At 68.0% G+C, this 12,953-nt stretch carries 11 protein-coding genes; 9 read left to right on the forward strand and 2 right to left on the reverse strand.

Annotated features, from left to right (window positions below):
* The first annotated feature begins 147 nt into the window (after nt 1–147).
* The 6 genes from O2K97_RS04125 (at nt 148) to O2K97_RS04150 (ending at nt 7,181) form a co-directional block, all read left to right on the forward strand.
* Nucleotides 148–1,131 carry a polysaccharide deacetylase family protein gene (locus O2K97_RS04125; RefSeq protein WP_269220560.1) on the forward strand — a complete coding sequence of 328 codons (984 nt, stop codon included), beginning with the start codon at nt 148–150 and terminating at the stop codon, nt 1,129–1,131.
* 41 nt (nt 1,132–1,172) lie between these two features.
* The gene (gene pheS / locus O2K97_RS04130) at nt 1,173–2,249 is read left to right on the forward strand and encodes a phenylalanine--tRNA ligase subunit alpha (protein ID WP_269220561.1); all 1,077 of its coding nucleotides are present in this window, start codon (nt 1,173–1,175) and stop codon (nt 2,247–2,249) included.
* Nucleotides 2,250–2,253: 4 nt separating this feature from the next.
* On the forward strand, nt 2,254–2,640 hold the full coding sequence (locus O2K97_RS04135) for a hypothetical protein (RefSeq protein WP_269220562.1): 387 nt from the start codon (nt 2,254–2,256) through the stop codon (nt 2,638–2,640).
* Nucleotides 2,637–5,060: a phenylalanine--tRNA ligase subunit beta gene (gene pheT / locus O2K97_RS04140; RefSeq protein ID WP_269220563.1), complete on the forward strand. Its 2,424-nt coding sequence runs from the start codon at nt 2,637–2,639 to the stop codon at nt 5,058–5,060. The genes O2K97_RS04135 and pheT overlap by 4 nt, the downstream gene beginning before the upstream one ends.
* A gap of 43 nt (nt 5,061–5,103) precedes the next feature.
* Nucleotides 5,104–6,444, forward strand: coding sequence for an APC family permease (locus O2K97_RS04145; RefSeq protein WP_269220564.1), 1,341 nt, complete (start codon nt 5,104–5,106; stop codon nt 6,442–6,444).
* A 125-nt stretch (nt 6,445–6,569) separates the two neighbouring features.
* Nucleotides 6,570–7,181, forward strand: a complete 612-nt coding sequence (locus O2K97_RS04150) for a DUF1134 domain-containing protein (RefSeq protein WP_017506335.1) — start codon at nt 6,570–6,572, stop codon at nt 7,179–7,181.
* A 128-nt stretch (nt 7,182–7,309) separates the two neighbouring features.
* On the opposite strand, the gene O2K97_RS04155 is transcribed toward O2K97_RS04150, so the two are convergent.
* Both O2K97_RS04155 and O2K97_RS04160 read right to left on the reverse strand, forming a co-directional pair.
* Nucleotides 7,310–8,203 (reverse strand): SDR family NAD(P)-dependent oxidoreductase, encoded by an 894-nt coding sequence (locus O2K97_RS04155; RefSeq protein WP_269220565.1) that lies wholly within the window; start codon nt 8,201–8,203, stop codon nt 7,310–7,312.
* An 8-nt stretch (nt 8,204–8,211) separates the two neighbouring features.
* Nucleotides 8,212–9,444 carry an NAD-dependent epimerase/dehydratase family protein gene (locus tag O2K97_RS04160; protein ID WP_269220566.1) on the reverse strand — a complete coding sequence of 411 codons (1,233 nt, stop codon included), beginning with the start codon at nt 9,442–9,444 and terminating at the stop codon, nt 8,212–8,214.
* A 353-nt stretch (nt 9,445–9,797) separates the two neighbouring features.
* On the opposite strand from O2K97_RS04160, the gene O2K97_RS04165 reads away from it, so the two are divergent.
* The 3 genes from O2K97_RS04165 (at nt 9,798) to O2K97_RS04175 (ending at nt 12,918) form a co-directional block, all read left to right on the forward strand.
* A complete protein-coding gene (locus O2K97_RS04165; RefSeq protein WP_269220567.1) occupies nt 9,798–10,805 on the forward strand; it encodes a DUF4167 domain-containing protein in 1,008 nt (335 codons plus the stop codon).
* Nucleotides 10,806–10,876: 71 nt separating this feature from the next.
* Nucleotides 10,877–12,199, forward strand: coding sequence for a hybrid sensor histidine kinase/response regulator (locus tag O2K97_RS04170; protein ID WP_269220568.1), 1,323 nt, complete (start codon nt 10,877–10,879; stop codon nt 12,197–12,199).
* Nucleotides 12,200–12,243: 44 nt separating this feature from the next.
* Nucleotides 12,244–12,918 carry a DUF4893 domain-containing protein gene (locus O2K97_RS04175; protein ID WP_269220569.1) on the forward strand — a complete coding sequence of 225 codons (675 nt, stop codon included), beginning with the start codon at nt 12,244–12,246 and terminating at the stop codon, nt 12,916–12,918.
* Nucleotides 12,919–12,953: the final 35 nt, after the last annotated feature.

The raw sequence follows: 12,953 nt of genomic DNA on the forward strand, positions 1-12,953 counted from the left end.
GGCCTGATTAGACGGTGATATTTAACGCCAGCTTTGCCGTTCGTGAACCTTTCGCGGCGGGTTTTCGACAGTCGATCCGCGGGCGGATGGAAAGTCCCTGTCGCGCGACATATTCCCTCGCGGCCGCGGCTTCGATAGCCTCGCCGCATGATGCGCACCCTGATCTGCGGCCTGGCTGCCGCCCTCGTTCTTGTGACTCCCGCCGCCGCGCAGGACCGACGCGTCGCCGTGACCTTCGACGACCTGCCGTTCCAGACGGACGCGGCGACCCTGTGCGATCCGGCGCGCCTGATGACGATCACCCAGGATTTCGTCGCCATGCTGAAGCCGCTGGACACGCACGGCACAGCCTTCGTCAATGCGGGCAAGGTGTGCGAGGCCGAGCGCGCCACGCTCCTGCCGCGCGTGCTGAACGTCTGGCTGGACGCTGGTCTGGACCTGGGCAACCACACCAACACCCATCTGAACATCCATCGTACGATGGTCGAGGCCTATCTGGCCGACGTGGATGCCGGCGCGCCGATCGTTCGGCAGGCGCTTGAGGCGCGCGGCCAGACCCTGCGTTGGTTCCGCCACCCCTATCTGTTCACCGGCGAGACGCAGGAAAAGCACGACGCCATCGCCGCCGGCCTGGCCCAGCGCGGCTATACGATCGCGCCTGTGACCCTCGACAACAACGACTGGATGTTCGCCGACGTCTATCGCAAGGCCGAGCAGATCGGCGATCAGGCGCTGATGCAGCGCATCGGCCAGGCCTATGTGACGCATATGGCGACGGTGCTGGACTTCTACGAACCCTACAGCGCCGAGGTGGCGGGCGGGAGTGAACCGGCGCAGGTCCTGCTGCTGCACGCCAACAGCCTGAACCAGGCCTATTATCCGCAGATCCACGACCTCTATCTGGCACGCGGCTATCGGTTCGTGCCCCTGGAGGAGGCGCTGGCGGATCCGATCTATCAGCACGCCGACACCTATGTGCGCGCCAATGGAATCTCGTGGCTGCACCGCTGGACCAGCACCGAGGGCAAACCCATCCGCTGGGAGCCGGAACCGCCCGCCTGGATCGTCGCGGCGAACAAGGCGCCGGCGTCCGAACTTCAGGCCATCGCCGGGGCGCAAACCGCGCCTTGAAGGGTGACGAAACGGCTCCGGCCCGCTAAGGCACGGGCCAAATGACCGATCTCGCCACACTCGAATTCGACCTGATCAACGCCATCGGCGGCGCGGAAACCGTCGCCGCCCTGGAAGAGGTGCGCGTCGCCGCCCTGGGCAAGTCCGGCTCCGTCTCCGGCCTGCTGAAGGGCATGGGCGCCATGAGCCCCGACGAACGCCGCGAACAGGGGCCGATGATCAACGGTCTGCGTGACCGCGTCGCCGCCGCCATCGCCGCGAAGAAGACCGCGCTGGAAGCCGCCGAATTGGACGCCCGCCTGCTGTCGGAACGCATCGACCTGACCCTGCCGGCGCGTCCGCGCAGGAAGGGCGGGGTCCACCCGACCATGCAGGTGATGGATGAGATGATCGCCCTGTTCGCCGAGATGGGCTTTGCGGTCGCGGAAGGCCCGGACATCGAGGACGACTTCCACAACTTCACCGCCCTGAACTTCCCGCCGAAACATCCGGCGCGGGAGATGCACGACACCTTCTTCCTGAAGCCCGATCCCGAGACGGGCGAGCGCAAGGTGCTGCGGACCCACACCTCGCCGGTACAGGTCCGCACCATGATGAGCCGGAAGCCGCCGATCCGCATCGTCGCGCCGGGCCGCACCTTCCGCAAGGATTCCGACGCCACCCACACGCCGATGTTCCACCAGATCGAAGGCCTGGTGATCGACCGCGACATTCACATGGGCCACCTGAAGACGACGCTTCAGACCTTCATCGCCCGCTTCTTCGAGCTGGATGCGGTGCAGGCGCGGTTCCGTCCGCACCATTTCCCCTTCACCGAGCCCTCGGCCGAGATGGACATCCGCTGCGACCGTTCGGGCGGAAAACTGGTCTTCAACACCGGCGACGACTGGCTGGAGATACTGGGCTGCGGGATGGTGCACCCCAATGTGCTCAGGAACTGCGGCATCGACCCGGACGAATATCAGGGCTTCGCCTTTGGCATGGGCGTGGATCGGCTGGCCATGCTGAAATACGGCGTGCCCGACCTGCGCCCCATGTTCGACGCCGACACCCGCTGGCTGTCCCACTACGGCTTCTCGGCCTTCGCCGCCCCCAACCCGGCCTCGGGCCTGAGCTGAACCCATGACCACAGTAAACCTGCCTTTCCCGCCCGAATTCGCCCGTCAGCAAGTCTTCGAGGATATTCAGATCCCTTTGGCGGTCTTTTTCCGTCAGTTGGCGATGAGCAATGTCTCCATCGTCGAGGGGCGTGCGTTTCGACGTTGCAAGATCGAGGGACCCGCCGTGATGCTCGTCCTCGACGGCGTGGCTTTCGAAGGCTGCAACATGGGGTTTGACGGAGGCGATGTTCGCAATCTGCTGCTTCGTCCGATGGGCAAGAAGGTGATCGGATCCGTGCCGTTCGCCATGTGCCTGTTCGAAAACTGTTCATTCAACGCCGTCGGCTTCACGGGTGAAGATCGACATCTTGAAGCGTTCCAGTCGGCCTTGAGCGGCGTCCAGCAATGAAGTTCACCCTGTCCTGGCTGAAGGACCACCTCGAGACCGAGGCGGATGTTCAGCAGATCGCCGAGGCCATGACCATGGCCGGGCTGGAGGTCGAGGAAGTGCTCGACCCTGCCGCCAAACTGGCGCCCTTCACCGTGGCCAAGATTATTTCGGCCGAGCGGCATCCCAACGCCGACCGGCTGCAGGTCTGCCAGGTCGACACGGTCGACGGGATGAAGGAGATCGTCTGCGGCGCGCCGAACGCGCGGGCGGGGCTGACCACCATCTACGCCCCCATCGGCGCCTATGTGCCGGGCCTGGGCGTGACCCTGGTCGAGAAGCCGGTGCGCGGCGTGGTGTCGAACGGCATGCTGTGCTCGGCCTCTGAGCTTGAGCTGTCGGACGAGAGCGACGGCATTCAGGAACTGCCGCCGGAAATTCCCGTCGGCACGCCGGTCGCCGGCCTATTCGGCGCCGAGCCGGTCATCGATTTCGAGGTCACGCCGAACCGGCCCGACTGGCTGGGCGTCGCCGGCATCGCCCGCGATCTGGCCGCCGCCGGCGTGGGCAAGCTCAAGCATTTCGACATCGCCGTGGTGCGCGGGGCCTTCCCCTCGCCGATCAGCGTGCGGCTGGAGGCGCCCGAGATGTGCCCGGTCTTCGCCGGTCGCGTCATTCGCGGCGTGAAGAACGGCCCGTCGCCGGCCTGGCTGCAGAAGCGTCTGACGGCCATCGGCCTGCGCTCGATCAACCGTCTGGTCGATGTAACCAACTTGATCGCCTATGACCGCGCTCGCCCGCTGCACGTCTATGACGTCGCCAAGCTGTCGGGGACCGAGATCGTGGTGCGGGCGGGGCAGGTTTCGGCCGCGACCGGCGAGCAGGAACATCTGATCGCCCTGGACGGCAAGACCTACGCCGCGTCCGCAGCCGACTGCGTCATCGCCGACGCCGGGGGCGAGCGCCCCATCGGCCTGGGCGGCGTCATGGGCGGCGAGAGCACCGGCTGCGACGAGACCACCACCGACGTCTTCCTGGAAAGCGCCTGGTTCGACCCGCTTGTGATCGCCCAGACCGGCCGTGCGCTGGGCATCCATTCCGACGCCCAGTACCGGTTCGCGCGCGGCGTCGATCCGGTCTCGGTCACGCCGGGGCTTGAACTGGCCACGCGCCTGATCCTAGACCTGTGCGGCGGCGAGCCGTCGGAAATCGTCTTCGTCGGCGAACCGCCGGCGAGCCCGGCGCCCTTCGCCTTCGACCCCGCCTATGTGAAGCGCCTCAGCGGCATGGATCTGGCTGACGACCGGATCGGGACCATCCTGGGCCAGCTCGGTTTCCTGGTTCAGGCCGCGCCGGCCGGTCAGGCCGAGCCCTGGCTCGTCACTCCGCCCTCGTGGCGTCGCGACGTCGAAGGTCCGGCCGATCTGGTGGAAGAGGTCGCGCGGATCGAGGGCTTCGACAGCCTGCCCGATACGCCCCTGCCCGAGGTCGCTCGCCCCGCCGGCGGCGTGTTGAGCTCGCGCCAGGCCCGCGTCCGCACCGCGCGTCGCGCCCTCGCGGCCCTCGGTTACGCCGAGGCCGTTACCTGGTCCTTCACCAAACAATCGACCGCGGCCCTGTTCGGGGGCGGCGATGATCGGCTTGTGCTGGAGAACCCCATCGCGGCGGATCTGGACTGCATGCGGCCCTCGGCCCTGCCGAACTTGGTCCAGGCGGCGGCGCGCAACGCCGCGCGCGGTTTCGCCGACGCCGCCCTGTTCGAGATCGGCCCCATCTATCTGGGCGACGGTGCGACGGATCAGCGCACGGTCATCGCCGGCTTGGTCGCCCCGCACGCCGCCCGTCACTGGGCCGGCGCAGGCGAGGACGCCCTGTTCGCGCTCAAGGGCGACCTGACCACCCTGCTGGAAGAGATCGGCGCCCCGGTCGCCTCGCTGCAACTGGTCCAGGGTCAGAACCGCGACTGGTGGCACCCCGGCCGTTCGGCCCGGCTGCAACTGGGCCCCAAGAATGTGATGGTCGAGTTCGGCGAACTGCATCCGCGCGTGCTCAAAAGCCTGGACGCCGACGGCCCCATGCTGGCCTTCGAGATCGTTCTGGACAATGTGCCCGAGCCGCGCGGAAAGTCGGGCAAGGCGCGGGGAACCGCCGATCTGTCGACCCTCATGCCCCTGACGCGCGACTTCGCCTTCGTGGTCGAGGACGCCAAGCCAGTCGGCGACCTCGTCCGCGCCGCGACCGGCGCCGACAAGGCCCTGATCGCCGAGGTCCGGGTCTTCGACGTCTATCGCGGCAAGGGCGTGGACGAGGGTTTCAAGTCCGTGGCCCTGGAGGTCGTGATCCAGCCGCGCGAGGCCACCCTGACCGAAGCCGAGATCGAGGCCCTCACCGCCAAGGTCGTCGGAGCGGTCGAAAAGCAGGGCGGCAAGCTGCGGGCTTGAGGGAGCGCAGCGCCGTCTTTCGGGCGGCGCGGGGGCATAGGCGATGACGACGGAACCTCAGGCGGCCCAACCGGATCGCGGCCATCTGCTGCGCGTCCTGGGCGTGACGTTCGGCGTCGCCGTCGTGGTCGGCGGCGTCATCGGTCAGGGCATCTTGCGCACGCCGGGCGTGGTCGCCGAGGGGGTCCAGAACCCCACGATCATCATCGCGCTGTGGTGCATCGCGGGTCTGGTCGCCTGGATCGACGCCATGTCGACCGTCGAACTGGCCGCCTCGATCCGCAAGACGGGCGGCCCCTATATCTTCGCCCGGCGCGCCTTCGGGTCGTTGACCGGCCTCGCCGTCGGCGTCTGCGACTGGCTGGGCAATATGGGCGGCATCGCCTTCATCGCCGTGGTCTTCGGCGAATATCTGCACCGGCTGGGCGTCGCGACCACCGTGCCCGTCGGCGTTCTCGCCCTGTTGATCGTGGTCGTGGTGGGCAGCGTGCAATGGCTGGGCACCAAGGTCGGCGGTCGGTCGCAGGAGATCGGCAGCGCGGTCAAGGCGGCCTTGTTCACCGTGTTGATCATCGGCCTGTTCCTGGCGCCGCGTGGCGCGCCCCTCGCGACCGAGATCGCGCCGGCGACGGCGGCGGCCTTGACCTTCGGCGGCATCGTCATGGCTCTGCGGGCGATCTCTGGCACCTATTACGGTTGGAACAGCGCCTCCTACTTCTGCGAAGAGGTGGTGGATCCGGGCCGGACGATCGCGCGGGCCACCTTCTCGGGCATCGCCGTGGTGACGGTGATCTATGTGCTGGCCAACTTGGCCTATCTGAACGTCCTGACGCCGGCCGAGATGGCCGGCTCGAACCTCGTCGCGGCGGATGCGGCCGGTCGGGTGTTCGGCGATGTCGCCGGCCCCATCGTCACGGCCATTTCGCTGGTGTCGCTGGTGACGATCATCAATGCGATGGTCATGGTGTTCCCGCGCGTCCTGTTCGCCATGGCGCGCGAGTATCAGATATCCGCCCTGACCCGGGTCGCCGCAAACGGCACGCCGCGTCTGGCCCTGATCGCGACCGTGCTGGCCGGCGGGCTGCTGGCCACGATCGGGGTTTATGAGACCCTGCTGACCTTCTCGACGTCGCTGCTGGCGCTGATGAGCGTGCTGGTGAACGCCGCCGTCATCGTTCTGCGCGTGCGCGAGCCCAGTCTGGAACGGCCGTGGAAGATGCCGCTCTATCCCCTGCCGGCTATCGTCGCCCTGGCGATCAATACGACCCTGTTCGTGATCTTCGTGGTCGAGGATCCTTTGACGGCTGGGAAGGCCTTTGGGATGCTGGCGGTCTTGATCGGCCTGGCCTGGCTGCTGGTCCGGCGAAAGCGCGCCGCCGCCTGATCGGCGCGCCCTGGTAAGACCCCGTTAACCTTGAAGCCGCAAGGCTGCCGCAAAGGTCGGGGACGGTGAGGCCAAGACCGGCGCGCCAGCCGGCCGTCCTCTCGTCGCCTTTCGGAGCGCCCTCCATGCATCGCCGCCAACTGATCCTTTCGGGCCTCGCCACCGCCGCCGGCGCCTCGTCGCTGGGCGCCTGCGCCTCGGCGCCGCCGCGCGATCCCAACTATCCGATCCGCTCGGACCAGACGGCCCAGGCCTACAGCTTCGATGAACTGGTTTCGGCCGGCTCGCGCGAGCTGGGCATCGCGGCTGAGGTCGTGGGCGGCGCGATCGAGCGCGTCTTCGCCGACCAGGGCGACCGCCCGACCGCCTATATCGCGGGCGAGGAAGGCTCCGGCGCCGTCGTTGTCGGCGCCCGCTACGGCCGCGGCGCCTTGCACATGAAGGACCTGTCGGCGTCTCAGGAAGTGTTCTGGCAGGGCGCGTCGGTGGGTTGGGACTGGGGCGGCAACGCCAGCCGCGTCTTCACCTTGGTCTATGGCCTGTACCACCCCGACATGATCTATCGCCGCTATCCCGGCATCGAGGGCTCGGCCTATCTGGTCGCAGGCCTGGGCGTGAACTATCAGCGCGCCGACGGCATCGTCCTGGCCCCCATCCGCACCGGCGTCGGCCTGCGTCTGGGCGCCAACGTCGGCACCATGAGCTACAGTCGCCAGCGCAATCTGCTGCCGTTCTAAGCCCCTTACCGTTCGTCATCCTCGGGCTCGACCCGAGGACCGGATGATCCGCCGCTCGTGCGAACGGGCGACGCACAGGCCGAACGACGCCCGGTCCTCGGGTCAAGCCCGAGGATGACGGGGTGTAATCAGCTCACCAATCGCAGCGGCGGCGGCGCGTCCATCAGCGTCGCCAGCCCCTCGCGCCAGCTGGGATAGACGGGCCGCCAGCCCAGCTCGGCCTTGGCCAGGGCGTTCGAGACGCGCTTGGAGTCCAGATAAAAGCGACGCATCGCCTCGCTGACGCTGTCGTCGGTCCAGTCGACCTGGGGCGGGCGGGGCAGGCCCATTCGATCCGCCGCCCATTCCATCACCACATCGGCGGGCGACGGTTCGTCGTCGGTCAGATTGTAGGCGGCGCCCGGTCGCGGGCGCGCCATCGAGGCGAACAGGCCCGAGACGATGTCGTCCACATGGATGCGGTTGAAGACCTGGCCGGGCTTTCTGACCAGTTTCGCCGTACCTTCCCTCAACCGCTCGATCACGCTGCGCCCCGGTCCGTAGAAACCGGGCAGGCGGAAGATCTGGACCGTCAGCCCCATCCCCTGCGCCCCATCCAGCCAATCGCGTTCGGCCCGGACACGGCGCGCGCCCTCCAGATTGGCGGCGTTCAACGGCCCGTCCTCGAACACCCATCCGCCGGCCCGGTCGCCATAGACGGAGGTGGATGAGACATAACCGATCCAGTCGGGCCACGCGTCGCCCGCAAGGGGCCCCAGGGCCCGCAGACCGGGACAGCCTTGGGCGTCCGGCGCGGCTGTGATCAGCACGGCCGTCGCCGCCTCCAGCGCCGTCTTCAAGGCCGCCGCATCGCCGGGATCGATGGCGATGATCCCGTCGGCCGCCATGGCGCGACGCCGCTCGGGATCGCGAGAGGTGGCGGTCGCGCGTCCGCCGCGCCTCATGGCCTCCAGCGCCGCCGCCCGCCCCAGATAGCCGCCGCCGAAGACCAGCAGATCGAGGGGAGGGGAGGCGATAGGCATTACGAAACTCAGGCCGTCAGAACTTGGGAAGGCACCGCGTCGGCTGTCGGCCGCGCCTCATTTTCCAGCGCCTCCGCCCGGCGTTGGTTCCAGGCGGAGACGCACGGCACCCGCCCCAGATCGGCCCGGTCGGCATAGCGGCGGGCGATGTCCGTAACCTCGTCCATCAGACCCTGCGCCAGGGTGATCGGCTTCAGCCCAAGATTTCGGAACTGGTCGTTGGCGACGACGAGATCGTTCTCGTCGGCTTCCTGACGCGGATTGGCGACATTGTGGATTTCGGCGCCGGTCTTGTCGGCGATCATGGCCGCCAGATCGCGCACGCGGCGGCTCTCGGTCATCTGGTTCAGGATCTTGACCCGCTCGCCGCGTTTGGGCGGGTTTTTCAGCGCCAGTTCGACGCAGCGCACCGTGTCCTGAATATGGATGAAGGCCCGCGTCTGGCCGCCCGATCCATGCACCGTCAGCGGATAACCGACCGCCGCCTGCATCAAAAAGCGGTTCAGCACCGTGCCGTAATCGCCATCATAGTCGAAGCGGTTGATCAGCCGTTCGTCCTGCTTGGTCTGCTCGGTCTGGGTGCCCCAGACGATGCCCTGGTGCAGGTCGGTGATGCGCAGGTTGTCGTTGCGGGCATAGAACTGGAACAGCAGGGCGTCCTGCGTCTTGGTCATGTGATAGATGCTGCCCGGATTGGGCGGGAACAGGATTTCCTGCTCGGCGGGACCGTTGTCGGTGTCCACCGTCACCTTCAGATAGCCCTCGGGAATGCGCAGGCCCGCGGTGCCGTAGCCATAGACCCCCATCGTCCCCAGGTGCGCCAGATGGACGTCCAGGCCGCTTTCGACGATGGCGGCCAGCAGGTGGTTGGTGGCGTTGATGTTATTGTCGACGGTGTACAGCTTGTGCCGCGCCGACTTCATCGAATAGGGGGCCGCCCGCTGCTCGGCGAAATGCACCACGCTGTCGGGGGCGAAGTCACAGATCAGGGCGACCAGGCGGTCGAATTCCTTGCCCACCGTCATGTTGACGAAGCCGATGTCGCGGCCGGACACGTCTTTCCACGCCTTGATCCGCTCGCCCATGGTGCGGATCGGCGTCAGGGACTGGACCTCCAGCTCGTTATCGATGTTGCGGCGGCTCAGGTTGTCGACGATGGTCACGTCCCACCCTTCGGCCGACAGATGCAGGGCCGTGGGCCAGCCGCAAAAACCGTCGCCGCCCAGAACCAGCACGCGCATGGGATCGCCTCGTCGTCGTCTCAAAGGTCATGCCTAGCCCAGCCGGCGAGCTTGGCAAAGCGGCGCTGTGCAGGGTTCGGTGCGACGCATTGACGAATATCGCTTGGAAAGGCCGCTCACTCGGGTTAAGTCTCTGCCGTCTCCCACTCAATCGCAGCTTTACGGGCGCATACCCGGCTGTTCGCGGCTTGAGCCGGCCATGACGGTCGGTCCCGAAAGGACCGGCGCACCATGCGGGCGACAAGGCATTCCGACAGTTCGACAATCGGGGATCGGCCCCGAGCGAGACGGAACCACGAAACGGACGGAACCGGCCTTCAGGCTTTGGTCCGCCCCTGCACACGGTAGCGCGAATGAGAGATTTCAAGGGCATGAAGCGTCAGCGCGGACGCAATCGGAACAAGGCGGGCGCCAATAACGCCAACAACGCCAATCCGAATCGTTCGTGGGATTCGCAAGGCCCCGAGAACATCAAGGTCCGGGGCAACGCCCAGACGGTGTATGAGCGCTATCAGCAGCTGGCCCGCGATGCGGCCTCCAGCGGCGACCGGGTGCTGGCCGAAAACTATCAGCAGCACGCCGAACACTATTACCGCGTCCTGCGCGCGCTCCAGCCGCAGCGGTCCTTCTCGGACATCGCCGCGCGTGAACAGTCCAACCAGGGCTTCGACATCGACTTCGAGGACGAATCCGGCGCCCAGGCCGCCGCCTTCGTCGCCGCCCAGCAGGCCGCCGACCGCCAGGCCGCTGAGGCCGCCGAGCGCGCCGAGCAGAACCAGAACCGTGATCAGAACCGCGACCGCGACTACAGTCGCGACCGGGATCGGGACCGTGACAACCGCGACCGCGATCACAACCGTGATCGTGACCAGAACCGCGACGGCCAGCAGCCGCGCGAACCCCGCGAGCCGCGCGAAGGCGACGAGGTCCGCGCCGAGGGCGAGGGCGGCGGTCGTCGCGAAAGCCGCCGCGAACGCTGGGAGCGTCGCCGCGAGGAACGCAATCGCCGCTTCGACAATCAGGACGGCGCCCAAGACGGCGCTGAGGGCGCCGCCCCTTCCTATGCCGAGGCCGACCGCGCCGAAGCCGTGAGCGAAGCGCCCGTCGTCGAGACGCCCGTCAATGTCGCTGACGCCCCGAGCGTCGAGGCGCTGACCGCCGACGAGCGCCCCGCGCGCCGTCCCCGCCGCACCGCCGCCGCTGTCGCAGCGGACGACGGCGACGCCCCGACCGCCTTGCCGGGCTTTTTGACCCGCGCGCCGGTGTCGTCGACCCCGGCCGAGCAAGCCGAAGGCGAGGCGGCCCCGCGTCGCCGTGCGCCACGTCGCAAGCCCGAAGCCGCCACGGCCAGCGAAGACTGACAACAACCTAAGCGGGCATGTTTACCTGAACGCAACTCCTGCGCGTCATCCTGGTGCGTCGGAGGGGCGTCATGGATTTCGTCTTGCTGGTCCTGTCTCTGGCGTTGGCCGGGACCTGTTCGGGCGTGTGGCTGTGGCTGCGCGCGGATGAGGCGGCGACACGGCTGAAGCGTGAGAACGCCCGGCTCGAAACCCGCCTGGGCCGACAGACGCAAGGGCTGCGCCGGGCCCTGTCGACCGCCGAAGCTGAGGTCGAACGTCTGACCGCCGCCCTGCGCACGCGAGGCGAGGTGATGCAGGCCCTGGGCCGCGAACTGCGTACGCCCCTGACCACCGTCATGGGCTTCACCCAGCTTCTCCGCCTCAACGATCAGACCGATCCCTTGTCGACACGGCAGGTTCAGGCCGTCGGTCAGATCGAGGCGGCGGGTGGGGTTCTGCTGGCGCTGATCGAAGAGACGGACGCCTTCATGACGTGCGAAGACGGCGGCGGCGCTCAGGCGATCCATCGCGTCGACCTGCGTCTGGCGCTGCGTCAGGTGTGCGACCGGCTGCAATCCCAGGCGCGAGACGCCGGCGTCGCTCTGGCCTGCCCGCCGGCCGCCCACGGCCTGTGCGTCATGGCCGATGCGGGCCAGGTCCGCCGCCTCCTGCGTCGACTGGTCGAGAACGCCCTTCGCCATTCGTCGCCCGGCGGGACCGTCCGAATGGAGCTGTCGCGTGTGGACCACGACATCCGCCTCGCCATCCACGACGCCAAATCAGGCCCGCAGGGCCAAGGGGCGGAGCGGCTGTTTCGCCCTCTGGACGGTCGAGACGCGCGCGGCGGAACAGGTCTGGGCGTCGCCTCAGCCCAGCGCCTGGCCGAACGGATGGGCGGGACGTTGGCGATGCAGCATGATCCATCAGGCGGCGCCGTCTTCTCGCTCAATGTGCCTGCTGCGCCGTCCCCCGGCGTGACGCCGGTCGTCGCGCTCTCGAAACCGGCAGTGGCGCTTTATATCGAGGACAACGCCGCCAACATCGCCTTGATGCGTCAGGTCGCGCGCGGTCTCGGCCTGACCCTGCATGCCGCGACCACAGGCGCGGAGGGGCTGGACCTGGCGCGGGCGCTCGGCCCCGACGTCATCCTGCTCGACATCGGTCTGCCCGACATGGACGGCTATGAGGTCAAGGCGCGGCTGGACGTCGATCCCCTGACGCGCCACGTCCCCGTGCTGGCGCTGACGGCCGCCGCCTCGCCTCGGGACAGCGCGCGTGGGCGCGATGCGGGCTTCGACGCCTGGCTGGCCAAGCCGCTGGATCTCGCTGCATTGGGCGCGGCGCTGAACGATGTGCTGGACGACGGTTCGGCCTGTCCCGGCCTTGACGACGAGGGGCGCCAGAGGGCCTAAGAGGCTTGAGTTCGCCCGTAAGGTCGCCCCCAAGGGAAGCGTTGATGCGTCTGTTCATTTCGTCCCGCACGCTCGTGCGCCGCCTGGCGCCGCTGGCGGCCCTGTACGCCGTCGCCGCCTGCGCTTCGACCCCGCCGCCGCCCCCCCCGCCGCCGCCCGGCGCGGCCGGCGCGCTGATGGATTGGCGCGGCGTCATCACCTCGGCCGACCGGGATCGCTATCGCCGCGTCGACGCCGCCTGGACCCTGGCCCTGCAACAGGCAAAACGTCAGCGCGGCTCCGGCGATCTGAACAGCCTGGGCGATCTGATCGACCCCAAGGCCGACCGTCCCGGCGTCGCGCCGCCGCCCGGCGACTATCGCTGCCGCACCGTGAAACTGGGCACCCAGGGAGGCGAGGACGGGCTGGGCTATGTCGTCTACGGCTGGTTCGCCTGCCGCATCGAACAGACGCCGAAAGGCCTGAAGTTCTCCAAGCTGACCGGCTCGCAGCGCCCCTCCGGCCTGCTCTTTCCCGAAGACGACCGCCATATGGTGATGCTCGGTTCGCTGGCCCTAGCGCAGGAGCCCGCCGCCAACACCTATGGCCGCAACCCCGACCGCGATCTGGTCGCCATCCTGCAACGCATCGGCGAGGCGCGGTGGCGGCTGGTCCTGCCGTGGCCCAACACCGAATCCAATCTGGACCTCATCGAGCTGGTCCCGGCGCCGCGCGGCTAAGGTTCGGCTGAACCTCGGGCGCCCTGTCACGTTCG

The organism is Brevundimonas vesicularis, assembly GCF_027105095.1.
In the GTDB taxonomy this organism is placed as follows: domain Bacteria; phylum Pseudomonadota; class Alphaproteobacteria; order Caulobacterales; family Caulobacteraceae; genus Brevundimonas; species Brevundimonas vesicularis_E.